The 13961-nt window shown below is 64.7% G+C and carries 21 protein-coding genes; 17 read left to right on the forward strand and 4 right to left on the reverse strand.

Going from position 1 to position 13961, the window contains the following annotated elements:
- Window positions 1-15 precede the first annotated feature (15 nt).
- Both E6C48_RS06505 and E6C48_RS06510 read left to right on the forward strand, forming a co-directional pair.
- Window positions 16-786, forward strand: a complete 771-nt coding sequence (locus tag E6C48_RS06505; protein ID WP_136355285.1) for a 2OG-Fe(II) oxygenase — start codon at window positions 16-18, stop codon at window positions 784-786.
- Between the two features lie 67 nt (window positions 787-853).
- Window positions 854-1324, forward strand: a complete 471-nt coding sequence (locus E6C48_RS06510) for a methylated-DNA--[protein]-cysteine S-methyltransferase (protein WP_230978682.1) — start codon at window positions 854-856, stop codon at window positions 1322-1324.
- Here E6C48_RS06510 and E6C48_RS06515 read toward each other — a convergent pair.
- The gene (locus E6C48_RS06515; protein WP_136355289.1) at window positions 1315-2265 is read right to left on the reverse strand and encodes a Gfo/Idh/MocA family protein; all 951 of its coding nucleotides are present in this window, start codon (window positions 2263-2265) and stop codon (window positions 1315-1317) included. The two genes, E6C48_RS06510 and E6C48_RS06515, sit on opposite strands and share 10 nt — an antisense overlap.
- A gap of 209 nt (window positions 2266-2474) precedes the next feature.
- Between E6C48_RS06515 and E6C48_RS06520 the strand changes: the two genes are divergently transcribed.
- A complete protein-coding gene (locus E6C48_RS06520) occupies window positions 2475-2675 on the forward strand; it encodes a hypothetical protein (protein WP_136355291.1) in 201 nt (66 codons plus the stop codon).
- A 108-nt stretch (window positions 2676-2783) separates the two neighbouring features.
- Here the strand turns inward: E6C48_RS06520 and E6C48_RS06525 are convergent, their stop codons facing one another.
- The 3 genes from E6C48_RS06525 to E6C48_RS06535 are packed head-to-tail and all read right to left on the reverse strand — an operon-like array spanning window position 2784 to window position 4593.
- A complete protein-coding gene (locus E6C48_RS06525; RefSeq protein WP_136355293.1) occupies window positions 2784-3908 on the reverse strand; it encodes a PLP-dependent cysteine synthase family protein in 1125 nt (374 codons plus the stop codon).
- Window positions 3905-4186, reverse strand: coding sequence for a transcriptional regulator (locus tag E6C48_RS06530; protein WP_136355295.1), 282 nt, complete (start codon window positions 4184-4186; stop codon window positions 3905-3907). The genes E6C48_RS06525 and E6C48_RS06530 overlap by 4 nt, the downstream gene beginning before the upstream one ends.
- Window positions 4183-4593, reverse strand: a complete 411-nt coding sequence (locus E6C48_RS06535; RefSeq protein WP_136355297.1) for a hypothetical protein — start codon at window positions 4591-4593, stop codon at window positions 4183-4185. Before E6C48_RS06535 ends, E6C48_RS06530 begins: the two co-directional genes overlap by 4 nt.
- Before the next feature lie 68 nt (window positions 4594-4661).
- Between E6C48_RS06535 and rpsL the strand changes: the two genes are divergently transcribed.
- From rpsL to rpmC, 14 genes are all read left to right on the forward strand, one after another.
- On the forward strand, window positions 4662-5033 hold the full coding sequence (gene rpsL / locus E6C48_RS06540) for a 30S ribosomal protein S12 (protein WP_106775706.1): 372 nt from the start codon (window positions 4662-4664) through the stop codon (window positions 5031-5033).
- Between the two features lie 65 nt (window positions 5034-5098).
- Window positions 5099-5569: a 30S ribosomal protein S7 gene (gene rpsG / locus E6C48_RS06545; RefSeq protein WP_136355299.1), complete on the forward strand. Its 471-nt coding sequence runs from the start codon at window positions 5099-5101 to the stop codon at window positions 5567-5569.
- A gap of 30 nt (window positions 5570-5599) precedes the next feature.
- Window positions 5600-7690 carry an elongation factor G gene (fusA, locus tag E6C48_RS06550; RefSeq protein WP_136355301.1) on the forward strand — a complete coding sequence of 697 codons (2091 nt, stop codon included), beginning with the start codon at window positions 5600-5602 and terminating at the stop codon, window positions 7688-7690.
- 76 nt (window positions 7691-7766) lie between these two features.
- Complete coding sequence (gene tuf / locus E6C48_RS06555) at window positions 7767-8942, forward strand: elongation factor Tu (RefSeq protein WP_136355268.1); 1176 nt, start codon at window positions 7767-7769, stop codon at window positions 8940-8942.
- Window positions 8943-9007: 65 nt separating this feature from the next.
- Window positions 9008-9316 carry a 30S ribosomal protein S10 gene (rpsJ, locus tag E6C48_RS06560; protein ID WP_006205468.1) on the forward strand — a complete coding sequence of 103 codons (309 nt, stop codon included), beginning with the start codon at window positions 9008-9010 and terminating at the stop codon, window positions 9314-9316.
- Between the two features lie 105 nt (window positions 9317-9421).
- A complete protein-coding gene (gene rplC / locus E6C48_RS06565) occupies window positions 9422-10135 on the forward strand; it encodes a 50S ribosomal protein L3 (protein WP_136355303.1) in 714 nt (237 codons plus the stop codon).
- Window positions 10135-10755, forward strand: a complete 621-nt coding sequence (gene rplD / locus E6C48_RS06570; RefSeq protein WP_136355305.1) for a 50S ribosomal protein L4 — start codon at window positions 10135-10137, stop codon at window positions 10753-10755. The genes rplC and rplD overlap by 1 nt, the downstream gene beginning before the upstream one ends.
- Entirely contained in the window at window positions 10752-11045 is a 294-nt protein-coding gene (locus E6C48_RS06575) for a 50S ribosomal protein L23 (RefSeq protein WP_136355307.1), read from the forward strand. The genes rplD and E6C48_RS06575 overlap by 4 nt, the downstream gene beginning before the upstream one ends.
- Before the next feature lie 23 nt (window positions 11046-11068).
- On the forward strand, window positions 11069-11902 hold the full coding sequence (rplB, locus tag E6C48_RS06580) for a 50S ribosomal protein L2 (protein ID WP_136355309.1): 834 nt from the start codon (window positions 11069-11071) through the stop codon (window positions 11900-11902).
- Window positions 11903-11917: 15 nt separating this feature from the next.
- Window positions 11918-12196, forward strand: a complete 279-nt coding sequence (gene rpsS / locus E6C48_RS06585; RefSeq protein ID WP_136355311.1) for a 30S ribosomal protein S19 — start codon at window positions 11918-11920, stop codon at window positions 12194-12196.
- 2 nt (window positions 12197-12198) lie between these two features.
- Complete coding sequence (rplV, locus tag E6C48_RS06590; RefSeq protein WP_136355313.1) at window positions 12199-12588, forward strand: 50S ribosomal protein L22; 390 nt, start codon at window positions 12199-12201, stop codon at window positions 12586-12588.
- Window positions 12588-13301 (forward strand): 30S ribosomal protein S3, encoded by a 714-nt coding sequence (rpsC, locus tag E6C48_RS06595; RefSeq protein WP_136355315.1) that lies wholly within the window; start codon window positions 12588-12590, stop codon window positions 13299-13301. Before rplV ends, rpsC begins: the two co-directional genes overlap by 1 nt.
- Before the next feature lie 27 nt (window positions 13302-13328).
- On the forward strand, window positions 13329-13742 hold the full coding sequence (gene rplP / locus E6C48_RS06600) for a 50S ribosomal protein L16 (RefSeq protein ID WP_136355317.1): 414 nt from the start codon (window positions 13329-13331) through the stop codon (window positions 13740-13742).
- 11 nt (window positions 13743-13753) lie between these two features.
- Window positions 13754-13954 (forward strand): 50S ribosomal protein L29, encoded by a 201-nt coding sequence (gene rpmC, locus E6C48_RS06605; protein ID WP_136355319.1) that lies wholly within the window; start codon window positions 13754-13756, stop codon window positions 13952-13954.
- Window positions 13955-13961 lie beyond the last annotated feature (7 nt).

Here is a 13961-nt window from a genome sequence, read left to right on the forward strand (position 1 = left end):
TCGAGGAGAATCGCCATGCAAGCCACTGACGGGATCGTCCAGGAAAGCCCCCGGAATCGCTCCGCAGTACGGCACCCGGCCTCGGCCGAAGCGCGCGTGGCCGCCTACGACTGGGGTGGGTTGGCCGCGAGCCTCGATGCGCATGGCTGCGCGGTGCTCGAAGGGCTGCTCGGTGCGGAGGAATGCACCGCGATTGCCGATCTCTACGACCAGCCCGACCATTTCCGCAGCCATATCGTCATGGCCCGTCATGGTTTCGGCCGGGGCGAGTACCGCTATTTCGACTATCCGCTGCCCGGCCTGATCGACGGGCTGAGGACGGCGCTCTATCCGCGAATGGCGGTCGTCGCCAACGACTGGAACGCCCGCATGAACGTTGCCGAGCGCTATCCCGACCGCCATGCCGTGTTCCTTGAGCGCTGCCATGAAGCGGGGCAGGGGCGCCCGACGCCGCTTCTGCTGCGCTACCGCGAAGGCGATTTCAACTGCCTGCATCAAGACCTTTATGGCGACCTGGCCTTTCCGATCCAGGTGGCGATCCTGATGTCGGAACCTGGCCGCGACTTCACCGGGGGTGAGTTTGTGCTGACCGAGCAGCGCCCGCGCATGCAAAGCCGCGTCGAGGTCGTCCCCTTGCGCCGCGGCGACGCGGTCGCTTTCGCTGTGCACAACCGGCCGGTGCAGGGCACGAAGGGCAATTATCGTGTCAATCTGCGCCATGGCGTCAGCCGCCTGCGCGGCGGGTTGCGCCATACGCTGGGGATCATCTTCCACGATGCACGATAGTCACGGGCACAAACAAGCACGGCGGCCGGACCTTGTCTTCCGCACCGTCGCAACGCCAATCGGTGACATGACGCTTGCCTTTGACGGCGATGGTACCCTGTGCATGGCCGAGTTTGCCGATTGCGTGGAGCGCACGGAGCGCTGGCTGGAACGCCGGCCGAGCCATTCTCATCCGCAAAGGCTAGGCGGCGGCATGGATGCGGCCTCGGCGTTCGCGGCCTATTTCGCCGGCGATCTGCGCGCGCTGGACGCCATTCCGATTTGCCTCACTGGCACGCCGTTCCAGAACGAGGTCTGGACGGCGCTGCGCGAAATCCGGCCGGGCAGCACCTTTGGCTACGGCGCCTTCGCCGAAAAACTCGGCCGGCCGCAGGCGGCGCGCGCCGTGGGCCACGCCAACGGCACCAATCCGCTCTCCATCGTCGTTCCCTGTCATCGGTTGGTCGGCGCCGGCGGCGCGCTCACCAAATACGGCGGCGGGCTGGAGCGCAAGCGCTGGCTGCTCGACCACGAGGCCCGGTACTCGGCTCAGTCGTAGAAGGCGTCCACGACGTTGCGCTTGCCCAGCATGAAGGCGTCGGCGACATGCTGGAGGGGCGCGAGGTCGACGTCCGACACGCCTGCGCGGACGATTTCGGAAAAGCGCCGGTAAAGCTGCGGATATTCCGTTTCCGGTTCCTCATGCACCGCACGGCCGTCGATGGCGAGCCTGGCGCCGCCGGAAGACAGCACCATTGCGCCGCGATCCGTCTCGGCCATGATGTCCCACGACTGCGAGCCGGTCTGCAGCCAGTCGAGGTCCATGTCGACGGCGATGCCATTGTCGGTGCGGAAGCAAACCCGCGCGGCCACCGGTGCGTCGCGGTTAGCGGGAAAGTCCAGTTCCGCTCGCGCGATGAACATCGGCGGCAGGATATGAGTGGCGATCGACAGCGCGTTGATGCCGGGATCGAAGACGCCGAAGCCACCGGCCTGCCAGATCCATTCCTGGCCCGGATGCCAGCGCCGCACGTCTTCCTTCCAGACGATTTTCGCCGCCTTGAGTTGGGCTGACGCGAGGAAGGTTTTCGCGGCCTCCACCGCCGGCGCGTAGCGCGAATGCCAGCTTGCAAACAGCGACAGGCCGCGCTCGGCGGCCAGCGCCTTCAGATGCTCGACCTCGCTCACCGTCGCGCCGGGCGGCTTTTCCATGAAGACATGCTTGCCGGCCAGAAGCGCGGCGCGCGCCGCATCGTGGCGGAACTGCGGCGGCATGCACAGCGATACCGCGTCGAGGCCGGGCATGGCTTCCAGCATCGCCTCGATGCTCGGGAAATTGGGAATGCCGTCCACCTTGCCGTGCCGGCTGGCGGCCGCCGCCAGCCGAAAGTCCGCATCTTTAGCCAGTGCCGGCAAATGCTGGTCGCGCACGATCTTGCCGACGCCGACGATACCGAGCGCGATGGGGCCGAGCGCGGTGGGCTTGCCTGATGCCGGCATGGGCGATCCTGTCATTTGTCTGATGAAAGAAGCCGACACATAGCGGCGGCGGCGGTGTTCGGCAAGCCGGCTGCCGGTCCCTTGCAAGGGGTGGGTTTATGCACGATAAAGTTGCATTGCAGGTTGTAAGCCGGATTTATCGCCGGCGATGAAACTCTTTAACGACTTGGCCGTAGTGAACGCTGCCGCAGTGATCCCGAGGAGGCGGAATGTCGAAGCAGCAGCCGGACCAGTTCGAATGCCTGTTGGAGCCGACGGGGCGGTGGATGGTCTGGGATGCCGTCCACCAGCGGCCGGCGCAATATATGCGCAACACGCTCGCCGGCCTGCCGCGGGGGAAGGCGCTTTTGATGTGCCGGTTGCTCAACGCGATGGCGGCCGATAGCCGCTTCCGCTCGCTTGCATCCTGACTGGAGCATTTTGCGGCCGGACGGAATCGTCCGCGTCGCACAAATGCGGCTAGAACGAAGAGCTGGATCGTTGCGCGGTTTTCGTGAAACGGTGAAACGATCCAGCCGTTACCGCGCCCAGCTTTCCTCGAAATCCAGATCCAGTTCGCCGCCTGCCAGGAAGGCCTCGATCCGGCCCTCGAAGGGCGAAGGGTCCAGGCCCTTTTCGGCCAGCCAGTCGTCGCAATAGTAGGTGTTGGCGTAGCGTTCGCCGGAATCGCAGATCAGCGTGACGAGCGAACCGCTTTCCCCGGCCTGCCGCATGCGCGCCGCCTGCAGGCACATGCCGGTGAAGTTCGTGCCGGTCGAGCCGCCGACGCGGCGGCCGAGCTTTCGCGACAGAACTCGCATCGCCGCCAGCGACACCGCTTCGGAGATGCGCAGCATGTGATCGATGACGCCCGGCACGAAGGACGGCTCGACGCGCGGCCGGCCGATCCCCTCGATACGCGACGGCTCCTCGCAGCGGCAATCGCGGCTGCCGGTGGCGAAGCCCTCGAAGAAGGCGGAGCGCTCCACATCGACCACGCACAGCCGCGTCGCATGGCGCTTGTAGCGGATGTAGCGGCCGATGGTGGCGGTGGTGCCGCCGGTGCCGGCGCTCATCACCACCCAGGAAGGGCAGGGGAAACGCTCCTGCTGCATCTGGTCGAAGATCGATTCGGCGATGTTGTTGTTGCCGCGCCAGTCGGTGGCGCGCTCGGCATGGGTGAACTGGTCCATGAAATGGCCGCCGAGCCGCGCCGCCAGTTCCGCCGATTCCCCATAGATGCGGCGGCCGTCGTCGATGAAGTGGCAGTTGCCGCCGTAGTGCTCGATGGCCGCGATCTTTTCCGCCGAGGTGGTGCGCGGCATCACCGCATAGAACGGCACGCCGATCATGCGGGCGAAATAGGCCTCCGACACCGCCGTCGAACCGGACGAGGCCTCGATCACCGGCGTGCCCTGCCGGACATGGCCGTTGCACAGCGCGTAGAGAAACAGCGAACGCGCCAGCCGGTGCTTGAGGCTGCCGGTAGGGTGGGTCGATTCGTCCTTCAGGTAGAGGTCGATGCCGGCGAGCGCCGGCACGTCCAGCTTCCACAGATGGGTGTCGGCCGAGCGCCGCTGGTCGGCCTCGATGGCCGCCACCGCCTCGTCGACCCAGCCGCGCGATTGCCCGCAGCCGTACCCGGTCTTCGCTTCTTTGTTCAAAACGGTTCCTCGAAGGTGACGATCGAGACTTCGCCTTCCAGCGCGCCCTGATAGGCCGAAAGATGCGGCTCCTCGTCCGGCTCGCCCTGCATGTCGCCGATCTGGTCGAGTTCGGCTTCCGCATAGCCTTCCGCCGCCAGTGCTTCCAGCGCCCGGCGTACGGCCGAATCGTCGTCGGCGGCGACGAGGAAGATGTGCACCCCCTCCGGTTCGCCGTCCTTTCGCTTCCATACCCGGCCGGTGATGATGGTGACCGGTCTTTCCTCGTTGTCGTTCACGCGCTGATTCCTTGATTCCTGCTCGCAAGGGGACGATGATGGCCTTTGCGCCCCTTTTCGCATGAAGCGGCGGCCGACGACAGCGCAAAGCACGCCACTTTCTTTTTCGCACGTGCGAAAGGACGAAAGAATATTTCATGCGTGCCGCGCATGCCTGCCAAGCCCCGGTCGCGGCGCAATATTTCGGGCGGCGGGCTTGACGCTTGCGGGCGATGCGGATAGATAGCGCGTCGTCTGAGCCGATGTGAGGCTTTCGGTCTGAAGCGACGCGCTTTGGAGTTTGCCTCAAACAGGGTTCGTTTTACGAGCGAAAACACATTGCCGGCGTGCATGAAGCGGATTGCTGCTTCCTCTGCCATTTGTTCGGGCAAGACCGCAAGCAGGCGGTTTGTGGCCCGAATTTGCATATGGAGTCGCTCGAAACGGCCCGGTGACGGGTTATCGACACGAGATTTTGATTGAGAAGGAAGGTTTAATGCCTACCGTTAACCAGCTGATCCGCAAGCCGCGCCAGGCGCCGGCGACGCGCAACAAGGTCCCGGCCATGCAGCAGAACCCGCAGAAGCGGGGCGTCTGCACGCGCGTCTATACGACGACGCCGAAGAAGCCGAACTCGGCCCTGCGCAAGGTCGCCAAGATCCGCCTGACCAATGGCTTCGAGGTGATCGGCTACATTCCGGGCGAGGGCCATAACCTTCAGGAGCACTCGGTGGTGATGATCCGCGGCGGTCGCGTCAAGGACCTTCCGGGCGTGCGCTATCACATCATTCGCGGCGTGCTCGACACCCAGGGCGTCAAAAACCGCAAGCAGCGCCGTTCCAAATACGGTGCCAAGCGTCCGAAGTAAGGGTTTTCCCGGCTTCGGCGCTTTTTGTTTGTGCGTCGGGCCAGAGAGACAAGAGAGACTAAGACATGTCCCGTCGTCACAGTGCAGACAAGCGTGAGATCAACCCGGACCCGAAGTTCGGCGATCTCGTCGTCACCAAGTTCATGAACGCCGTCATGTACGACGGCAAGAAGTCCGTTGCCGAGACGATCGTCTACGGCGCGCTCGACCAGGTTCAGGCCAAGACCAAGCAGGAGCCGGTCACCGTCTTCCATCAGGCGCTCGACAACGTCGCGCCGCATGTGGAAGTGCGTTCGCGTCGCGTCGGCGGCGCCACCTACCAGGTTCCGGTCGACGTGCGCCCCGAGCGTCGTCAGGCGCTGGCCATCCGCTGGCTGATCGCCGCCGCCCGCAACCGCAACGAGACCACCATGGTCGACCGCCTCTCCGGTGAGTTGCTCGACGCGGCCAACAACCGCGGCACCGCCGTGAAGAAGCGTGAAGACACCCACAAGATGGCGGAAGCCAACCGCGCCTTCGCGCACTACCGCTGGTAAGCGCGAAAGAAGACTGAAGAGGCACCTCCCATGGCCCGCGAATATCCCATCCACGACTACCGTAACTTCGGCATCATGGCCCACATCGATGCCGGCAAGACGACGACGACCGAGCGTATCCTTTATTACACGGGCAAGAACCACAAGATGGGCGAGACGCACGACGGCGCCTCGACCATGGACTGGATGGAGCAGGAGCAGGAGCGCGGCATCACCATCACGTCCGCTGCCACCACCACCTCGTGGAAGGGCCGCGACGGCAAGAACCGCCGCTTCAACATCATCGACACCCCCGGCCACGTCGACTTCACCATCGAGGTGGAGCGTTCGCTGCGCGTTCTCGACGGCGCCATCGCGCTGCTCGATTCCAACGCCGGCGTCGAGCCGCAGACCGAGACTGTCTGGCGCCAGGCCGAGAAGTATCATGTGCCGCGCATGATCTTCTGCAACAAGATGGACAAGATCGGCGCGGACTTCTACCGCTGCCTCGAGATGATCAAGTCCCGTCTGGGCGCGATTCCGCTCGCCATGCAGCTGCCGATCGGCGCCGAAAGCGATTTCAAGGGCGTCGTCGACCTCATCGAGATGAACGCGCTGGTCTGGCGCGACGAGTCGCTGGGCGCTGCCTGGGACGTCGTCGAGATCCCGGCCGACCTCAAGGCCAAGGCCGAGGAATACCGTGAGAAGCTCATCGAGACCGCCGTCGAGATGGACGACGATGCGATGAACGCCTACCTGGAAGGCACCATGCCCTCCAACGATCAGCTCCGCGATCTGATCCGCAAGGGCACCATCGACGTCAAGTTCCACCCGGTGTTCTGCGGCTCCGCCTTCAAGAACAAGGGCGTGCAGCCGTTGCTCGACGCCGTCGTCGACTTCCTGCCGGCGCCGGACGAAGTCCCCGCCATCAAGGGCGTCGATGCCAAGACCAACGCCGAGATCGAGCGTCACGCGGACGACAACGAGCCGCTGTCGATGCTGGCGTTCAAGATCATGAACGACCCGTTCGTCGGTTCGCTCACCTTCGCGCGCATCTATTCGGGCAAGCTCACCAAGGGCGTGTCGCTCGACAACACGGTGAAGGGCAAGAAGGAGCGCATCGGCCGCATGCTGCAGATGCACTCGAACTCGCGTACCGACATCGAGGAAGCCTTCGCCGGCGACATCGTGGCGCTGGCCGGCCTCAAGGAGACCACCACCGGCGATACGCTGTGCGATCCGCTGCATCCGGTCATCCTGGAGCGCATGGAGTTCCCCGATCCGGTCATCCAGATCGCCATCGAGCCGAAGACCAAGGGCGACCAGGAGAAGATGGGCCTCGCCCTGCATCGCCTGGCGGCCGAAGATCCGTCCTTCCGCGTCAAGACCGACGAGGAATCGGGCCAAACCATCATCGCCGGCATGGGTGAACTTCACCTCGACATCATCGTCGACCGCATGCGCCGCGAGTTCAAGGTCGAGGCCAATGTCGGCGCGCCGCAGGTGGCCTATCGCGAGACGATCACCCGCACGCACGAGCAGGACTACACGCACAAGAAGCAGACCGGCGGCACGGGCCAGTTCGCCCGCGTCAAGATCGTCTTCGAGCCGAACACCGAGAGCGAAGAGTTCGTGTTCGAGTCCAAGATCGTCGGCGGCGCCGTGCCGAAGGAATACATCCCCGGCGTGCAGAAGGGCATCGACAGCGTCATGGGTTCCGGCCCGTTCGCCGGCTTCCCGATGATCGGCGTCAAGGCGACGCTGATCGACGGTGCCTTCCACGACGTCGACTCCTCGGTCCTGGCCTTCGAAATCGCCTCGCGTGCGTGCTTCAAGGAAGCCGCTCCGAAGCTTGGCGTGCAGTTGCTCGAGCCGATCATGAAGGTCGAGGTGGTGACGCCTGAAGACTACGTCGGCAACGTCATCGGCGACCTGAACAGCCGTCGCGGCCAGATCCAGGGCCAGGAGAGCCGCGGCGTCGCCGTGGTCGTCAACGCCATGGTGCCGCTGGCCAACATGTTCAAGTACGTCGACTCGCTGCGTTCGATGTCGCAGGGCCGCGCCCAGTACACGATGCAGTTCGACCACTACGAGCCGGTGCCGACCGCGGTCGCCCAGGAAGTCCAGAAGAAATACGCGTAACCCCCGGAAACGGTTTGGGATTGCGTCGGTAACTTAATTGAACGCCCGAACGGGCAAGCAGGAATGGAGAGCTCACATGGCAAAAGGTAAATTCGAGCGTAATAAGCCTCATGTGAACATTGGCACGATTGGTCACGTTGACCATGGCAAGACGTCGTTGACGGCGGCGATCACGAAGTATTTCGGCGACTACAAGCCGTACGACCAGATTGACGCGGCGCCGGAAGAGAAGGCGCGCGGCATCACGATCTCGACGGCGCACGTCGAATACGAGACGCCGGCTCGCCACTATGCGCACGTCGACTGCCCCGGCCACGCCGACTACGTGAAGAACATGATCACGGGTGCGGCGCAGATGGACGGCGCGATCCTGGTCGTTTCGGCCGCCGACGGCCCGATGCCGCAGACGCGCGAGCACATCCTGCTCGCCCGCCAGGTCGGCGTTCCGGCGATCGTCGTGTTCATGAACAAGGTCGACCTTGTCGACGACCCGGAGCTGCTGGAGCTGGTCGAGCTGGAGGTTCGCGAGCTTCTGTCGAAGTACGAGTTCCCCGGCGACGACATTCCGATCGTCAAGGGCTCGGCGGTTGCCGCCCTTGAGGACAGCAACAAGGAGATCGGCGAGAACGCCATCCGCAAGCTGATGGAAGAGGTCGACGCCTACATCCCGACGCCTGAGCGTCCGGTCGACAAGCCGTTCCTGATGCCGATCGAGGACGTGTTCTCGATCTCGGGCCGCGGCACGGTGGTGACGGGCCGCGTCGAGCGCGGTGTGGTCAAGGTCGGCGAGGAGCTTGAGATCGTCGGCATCCGCCCGACCTCGAAGACGACCTGCACGGGCGTTGAGATGTTCCGCAAGCTGCTCGACCAGGGCCAGGCGGGTGACAACATCGGCGCGCTGCTGCGCGGCGTCGACCGTGACGGCGTCGAGCGCGGCCAGGTTCTGGCCAAGCCGGGCACCGTGAAGCCGCACAAGAAGTTCAAGGCGGAAGTGTACATCCTGACGAAGGAGGAGGGTGGCCGTCACACGCCGTTCTTCACCAACTACCGTCCGCAGTTCTACTTCCGCACGACGGACGTGACGGGCATCGTGACGCTGCCGGCGGGCACCGAGATGGTGATGCCCGGCGACAACGTGTCGGTGGACGTCGAGCTGATCGTGCCGATCGCCATGGAAGACCGCCTGCGCTTCGCCATCCGCGAGGGCGGCCGTACCGTCGGCTCCGGCATCGTCGCCGCCATCGTCGAGTAAGAGAAAAAAGAGATCTGTCGCGGGCGGGGTAACGCCCGCGCCGCGCCAGAACAAGGAATGACGAGATGAACGGTCAGAATATCCGCATCCGACTTAAAGCGTTCGATCACCGCGTGCTGGATGCCTCGACGCGCGAGATCGTGTCGACCGCCAAGCGCACCGGCGCCAACGTGCGCGGCCCCATCCCGCTGCCGACCCGGATCGAGAAGTTCACGGTCAACCGCTCGCCCCACGTCGACAAGAAGAGCCGCGAGCAGTTCGAGATGCGTACCCACAAGCGCCTGCTCGACATCGTCGACCCGACCCCGCAGACGGTCGATGCGCTGATGAAGCTCGATCTTGCCGCCGGCGTCGACGTCGAGATCAAGCTCTAAAGAGCGGACACATGAGCCCGACGGCCAGCCCGGACGGCTCCTCTGGAAAACAAGCGCCTGCAGCGGCTTCGAGCCCGGCGGGAAGCTCTAAAGGAAGATGAACCGATGCGTTCAGGAGTGATTGCACAGAAGGTCGGGATGACCCGCATCTATAACGATGCCGGCGAGCACGTTCCCGTCACCGTTCTCCGCATGGAGAACTGCCAGGTCGTGGCCCAGCGCACGCAGGAGAAGAACGGCTACACCGCCGTCCAGCTCGGCGTCGGCCTGGCCAAGGTGAAGAACACGCCGAAGGCGATGCGTGGCCATTTCGCCACCGCCTCGGTCGAGCCGAAGGCGAAGGTCGCGGAGTTCCGCGTTTCCCCCGAGAACCTGCTCGACGTCGGCGCCGAGATCACCGTCGATCACTTCGTCGCCGGCCAGAAAGTCGACGTCACCGGCACTTCGACCGGCAAGGGCTTCCAGGGCGTCATGAAGCGCCACAATTTCGGCGGCGGTCGCGCCACCCACGGTAACTCGCTGTCGCACCGCATCGCCGGCTCGACCGGTCAGCGCCAGGACCCCGGCAAGGTGTTCAAAGGCAAGAAGATGGCCGGCCACATGGGCAACGTGCGCGTCACCACGCAGAACGTCGAGGTCGTCTCCACCGACGCCGACCGCGGCCTGATCCTGATCCGCGGCGCCGTCCCCGGCACCAAGGGCGCCTGGATCCTGGTCCGCGACGCCGTCAAGGTGCCGCTGCCGGCCAACGCGCCGAAGCCCGCGGCCATCCGCGCGGCCGGCAAGACCGAGGCTCCGGCCGCTGAAGGAGCGGAATAATGGACATCAAGATCACCACGCTCGCCGGCAAGGACGCCGGCAAGGTCAAGCTCTCGGACGAGATTTTCGGCCTCGACCCGCGCGAGGACATCCTGCAGCGCGTCGTGCGCTGGCAGCTTGCCAAGAAGCAGCAGGGCACGCACCAGTCGAAGGGTCGCGCGGACATCGCCCGCACCGGCGCAAAGATGTACAAGCAGAAGGGCACCGGCCGCGCCCGTCACCATTCGGCGCGCGCTCCGCAGTTCCGCGGCGGCGGCAAGGCGCACGGCCCGGTGGCGCGCAGCCATGAGCACGATCTGCCCAAGAAGGTCCGCGCTCTCGGTCTCAAGCATGCGCTGTCGGCCAAGGCCAAGGCTGCCTCGATCATCGTTGTCGACGATCTGAAGCTGGCCGAAGCCAAGACCAAGGCGCTGGCGGCCAACTTCGCCACGCTCGGCCTCACCAACGCTCTGTTCATCGGCGGCGCCGAACTGGACCAGGGCTTCAAGAAGGCCGCTGCCAACATTCCGAACATCGACGTGCTGCCGATCCAGGGCATCAACGTCTACGACATCCTGCGCCGCGGCACGCTGGTCCTTTCCAAGGCGGCGATCGAGGCCCTCGAGGAGCGCTTCAAATGACCGACCTTCGTCATTACGATGTGATCGTCTCGCCGGCGATCACCGAAAAGTCGACCATGGCGTCCGAGCAGAACCAGGTGGTCTTCAACGTCGCCAAGAAGGCTTCCAAGCCCGAGATCAAGGCGGCCGTCGAAGCGCTGTTCGGTGTCAAGGTCACCGCCGTCAACACGCTGGTGCGCAAGGGCAAGGTCAAGCGCTTCCGCGGCACGATCGGCCGTCAGGGCGACGTCAAGAAGGCTGTCGTGACGCTGGCCGACGGCCAGTCGATCGACGTCGCGACCGGTCTCTGAGCTAGGGCGCTGAGGACAAGAAAATGGCTTTGAAACATTTTAACCCGATCACGCCGAGCACCCGTCAGCTCGTCATCGTCGACCGCTCGGACCTCTACAAGGGCAAGCCCGTCAAGGGGCTGACCGAGGGCCTGACCAAGTCGGGCGGCCGCAACAACTACGGTCGCATCACGGCGCGCTTCATCGGCGGTGGTCACAAGCGTTCGTACCGCATCATCGACTTCAAGCGCCGCAAGCTGGATGTCGTCGGCACCGTCGAGCGTATCGAATACGACCCGAACCGCACCGCCTTCATCGCGCTGATCAAGTACGAGGACGGCGAGCTGAACTACATCATTGCCCCGCAGCGCCTGCAGGCCGGTGATAAGGTTGTGGCCTCCATGGCCGCCGACGTGAAACCGGGCAACGCGATGCCGCTGTCGGCCATGCCGGTCGGCACCATCGTCCACAACATCGAGCTGAAGCCGGGCAAGGGCGGCCAGGTCGCCCGCTCGGCCGGCGCCTACGCCCAGCTCGTCGGCCGCGACCAGGGCATGGCGATCCTGCGCCTCAACTCGGGTGAGCAGCGCATCGTCCACGGTTCGTGCTTCGCCACCATCGGCGCCGTCTCGAACCCCGATCACGGCAACATCAACGACGGCAAGGCCGGCCGCACCGTCTGGCGTGGCAAGCGCCCGCACAACCGCGGCGTCGTGATGAACCCTGTTGACCACCCGCACGGCGGCGGCGAAGGCCGCACCTCGGGCGGCCGCCACCCGGTCACCCCGTGGGGCAAGCCGACCAAGGGCAAGAAGACGCGCTCGAACAAGTCGACCGACAAGTTCATCGTGCGCTCGCGCCACGCGCGCAAGAGCTAAGAAGAGGTAGCTGAAGTGACTCGTTCAGTCTGGAAAGGCCCGTTCGTCGACGGCTATCTGCTGAAGAAGGCAGACAAGGTCCGCGAAGGCGGCCGCAACGAGGTGATCAAGATGTGGAGCCGTCGCTCCACCATCCTGCCGCAGTTCGTCGGCCTCACCTTCGGCGTCTACAACGGCCAGAAGCATGTCCCGGTCTCGGTGAACGAGGACATGGTCGGCCACAAGTTCGGTGAGTTCGCCCCGACCCGTACCTACTACGGCCACGGCGCGGACAAGAAGGCAAAGAGGAAGTAACGATGGGCAAGGCCAAAGCACCGCGCAAGCTCGCCGACAATGAGGCGCGCGCGGTCCTGCGCACGATCCGCATCAGCCCGCAGAAGCTGAACCTGGTTGCCGCCATGATCCGCGGCAAGAAGGTGGCGGCTGCGCTGAGCGACCTCGAATTCTCGCGCAAGCGCATCTCCGGCACCGTCAAGAAGACGCTGGAGTCGGCGATCGCCAACGCCGAGAACAATCATGACCTCGACGTCGACGCGCTGGTCGTGGCCGAGGCCTATGTCGGCAAGTCGATCGTCATGAAGCGCTTCCACGCTCGTGGCCGCGGTCGCGCCAGCCGTATCGAAAAGCCGTTTTCGCACCTCACGATCGTTGTTCGTGAAGTCGAGGAAAAAGGGGAGGCCGCCTGATGGGCCAGAAAATCAATCCGATCGGGCTGCGCCTCGGCATCAACCGCACCTGGGATTCGCGCTGGTACGCCAACACCGGCGACTACGGCACGCTGCTGCACGAGGACCTGAAGATCCGCGAGTATCTTGAGAAGGAACTCAAGCAGGCCGCGATCTCCAAGATCGTCATCGAGCGTCCGCACAAGAAGTGCCGCGTCACCATCCATGCCGCGCGTCCGGGCCTGATCATCGGCAAGAAGGGCGCCGACATCGAGAAGCTGCGCAAGAAGCTGACCGAGATGACGAAGTCCGAGACCCACCTCAACATCGTCGAGGTGCGCAAGCCGGAGACCGACGCCACGCTGATCGCCCAGTCGATCGCCCAGCAGCTTGAGCGCCGCATCGCCTTCCGCCGCGCCATGAAGCGCGCGGTGCAGTCGGCCATGCGTCTGGGTGCCGAAGGCATCCGCATCAACTGCGCCGGCCGTCTCGGCGGCGCCGAGATCGCGCGCATGGAGTGGTATCGCGAAGGGCGCGTTCCGCTGCACACGCTGCGCGCTGATGTCGACTACGGCACGGCCGAGGCACACACCGCCTACGGCATCTGCGGCGTCAAGGTCTGGGTGTTCAAGGGCGAGATCCTCGAGCATGACCCGATGGCTTCGGAGCGTCGTGCCACCGAAGGCGATCACGCCGGCGAGCGTTCGGGCGCACGTCGTCGCGAGAACGCCTGAGCATAGAGAGAATTTGGAGCAAGTAAGATGCTGCAGCCAAAGCGCACAAAGTTCCGCAAGCAGTTCAAGGGCCGCATCCACGGTACCGCCAAGGGCGGCACCAACCTGGATTTCGGCGGCTTCGGGCTGAAGGCGCTGGAGCCGAACCGCGTCACCGCGCGCGAGATCGAGGCGGCCCGCCGCGCGATCACGCGTGAGATGAAGCGTGCCGGCCGTGTCTGGATACGGGTGTTCCCGGACGTTCCGGTCACCTCGAAGCCGACCGAAGTCCGCATGGGCAAGGGCAAGGGCGCGATCGATTACTGGGCCTGCCGCGTCAAGCCCGGCCGCATCATGTTCGAGATCGACGGCGTGCCGGAAGACATCGCCCGCGAGGCCCTGCGCCTCGGCGCCGCCAAGCTGTCGGTCCGCACGCGCTTCGTACAGCGCATCGCCGAATAAGGACGCCGAAGATGAAAGTCGAAGAACTCCGCTCGAAGACGCAGGACCAGCTCTCGGACGATCTGGCGGCCCTCAAGAAGGAGCAGTTCAACCTGCGCTTCCAGAAGGCCACCGGCCAGCTCGAGAAGACCGCGCGCGTCAAGCAGGTCCGCAAGGACATCGCCCGCATCAAGACCATCGCTGCCGAGAAGGCAGCGGCCAAGAAGGCTTAAGGATAAG

The organism is Ollibium composti, assembly GCF_004801285.1.
GTDB classification, from domain to species: domain Bacteria; phylum Pseudomonadota; class Alphaproteobacteria; order Rhizobiales; family Rhizobiaceae; genus Mesorhizobium; species Mesorhizobium composti.

Excerpts from the sequence above, each read along its gene's own strand:
- E6C48_RS06505 (WP_136355285.1), top strand. The coding sequence starts at position 16 with ATGCAAGCCACTGACGGGATCGTCCAGGAAAGCCCCCGGAATCGCTCC.
- E6C48_RS06510 (WP_230978682.1), top strand. The coding sequence starts at position 854 with ATGACGCTTGCCTTTGACGGCGATGGTACCCTGTGCATGGCCGAGTTT.
- E6C48_RS06515 (WP_136355289.1), bottom strand. The coding sequence starts at position 2,265 with ATGCCGGCATCAGGCAAGCCCACCGCGCTCGGCCCCATCGCGCTCGGT.
- E6C48_RS06520 (WP_136355291.1), top strand. The coding sequence starts at position 2,475 with ATGTCGAAGCAGCAGCCGGACCAGTTCGAATGCCTGTTGGAGCCGACG.
- E6C48_RS06535 (WP_136355297.1), bottom strand. The coding sequence starts at position 4,593 with ATGCAAATTCGGGCCACAAACCGCCTGCTTGCGGTCTTGCCCGAACAA.
- rpsL (WP_106775706.1), top strand. The coding sequence starts at position 4,662 with ATGCCTACCGTTAACCAGCTGATCCGCAAGCCGCGCCAGGCGCCGGCG.
- rpsG (WP_136355299.1), top strand. The coding sequence starts at position 5,099 with ATGTCCCGTCGTCACAGTGCAGACAAGCGTGAGATCAACCCGGACCCG.
- fusA (WP_136355301.1), top strand. The coding sequence starts at position 5,600 with ATGGCCCGCGAATATCCCATCCACGACTACCGTAACTTCGGCATCATG.
- tuf (WP_136355268.1), top strand. The coding sequence starts at position 7,767 with ATGGCAAAAGGTAAATTCGAGCGTAATAAGCCTCATGTGAACATTGGC.
- rpsJ (WP_006205468.1), top strand. The coding sequence starts at position 9,008 with ATGAACGGTCAGAATATCCGCATCCGACTTAAAGCGTTCGATCACCGC.
- rplC (WP_136355303.1), top strand. The coding sequence starts at position 9,422 with ATGCGTTCAGGAGTGATTGCACAGAAGGTCGGGATGACCCGCATCTAT.
- rplD (WP_136355305.1), top strand. The coding sequence starts at position 10,135 with ATGGACATCAAGATCACCACGCTCGCCGGCAAGGACGCCGGCAAGGTC.
- E6C48_RS06575 (WP_136355307.1), top strand. The coding sequence starts at position 10,752 with ATGACCGACCTTCGTCATTACGATGTGATCGTCTCGCCGGCGATCACC.
- rplB (WP_136355309.1), top strand. The coding sequence starts at position 11,069 with ATGGCTTTGAAACATTTTAACCCGATCACGCCGAGCACCCGTCAGCTC.
- rplV (WP_136355313.1), top strand. The coding sequence starts at position 12,199 with ATGGGCAAGGCCAAAGCACCGCGCAAGCTCGCCGACAATGAGGCGCGC.
- rpsC (WP_136355315.1), top strand. The coding sequence starts at position 12,588 with ATGGGCCAGAAAATCAATCCGATCGGGCTGCGCCTCGGCATCAACCGC.
- rplP (WP_136355317.1), top strand. The coding sequence starts at position 13,329 with ATGCTGCAGCCAAAGCGCACAAAGTTCCGCAAGCAGTTCAAGGGCCGC.
- rpmC (WP_136355319.1), top strand. The coding sequence starts at position 13,754 with ATGAAAGTCGAAGAACTCCGCTCGAAGACGCAGGACCAGCTCTCGGAC.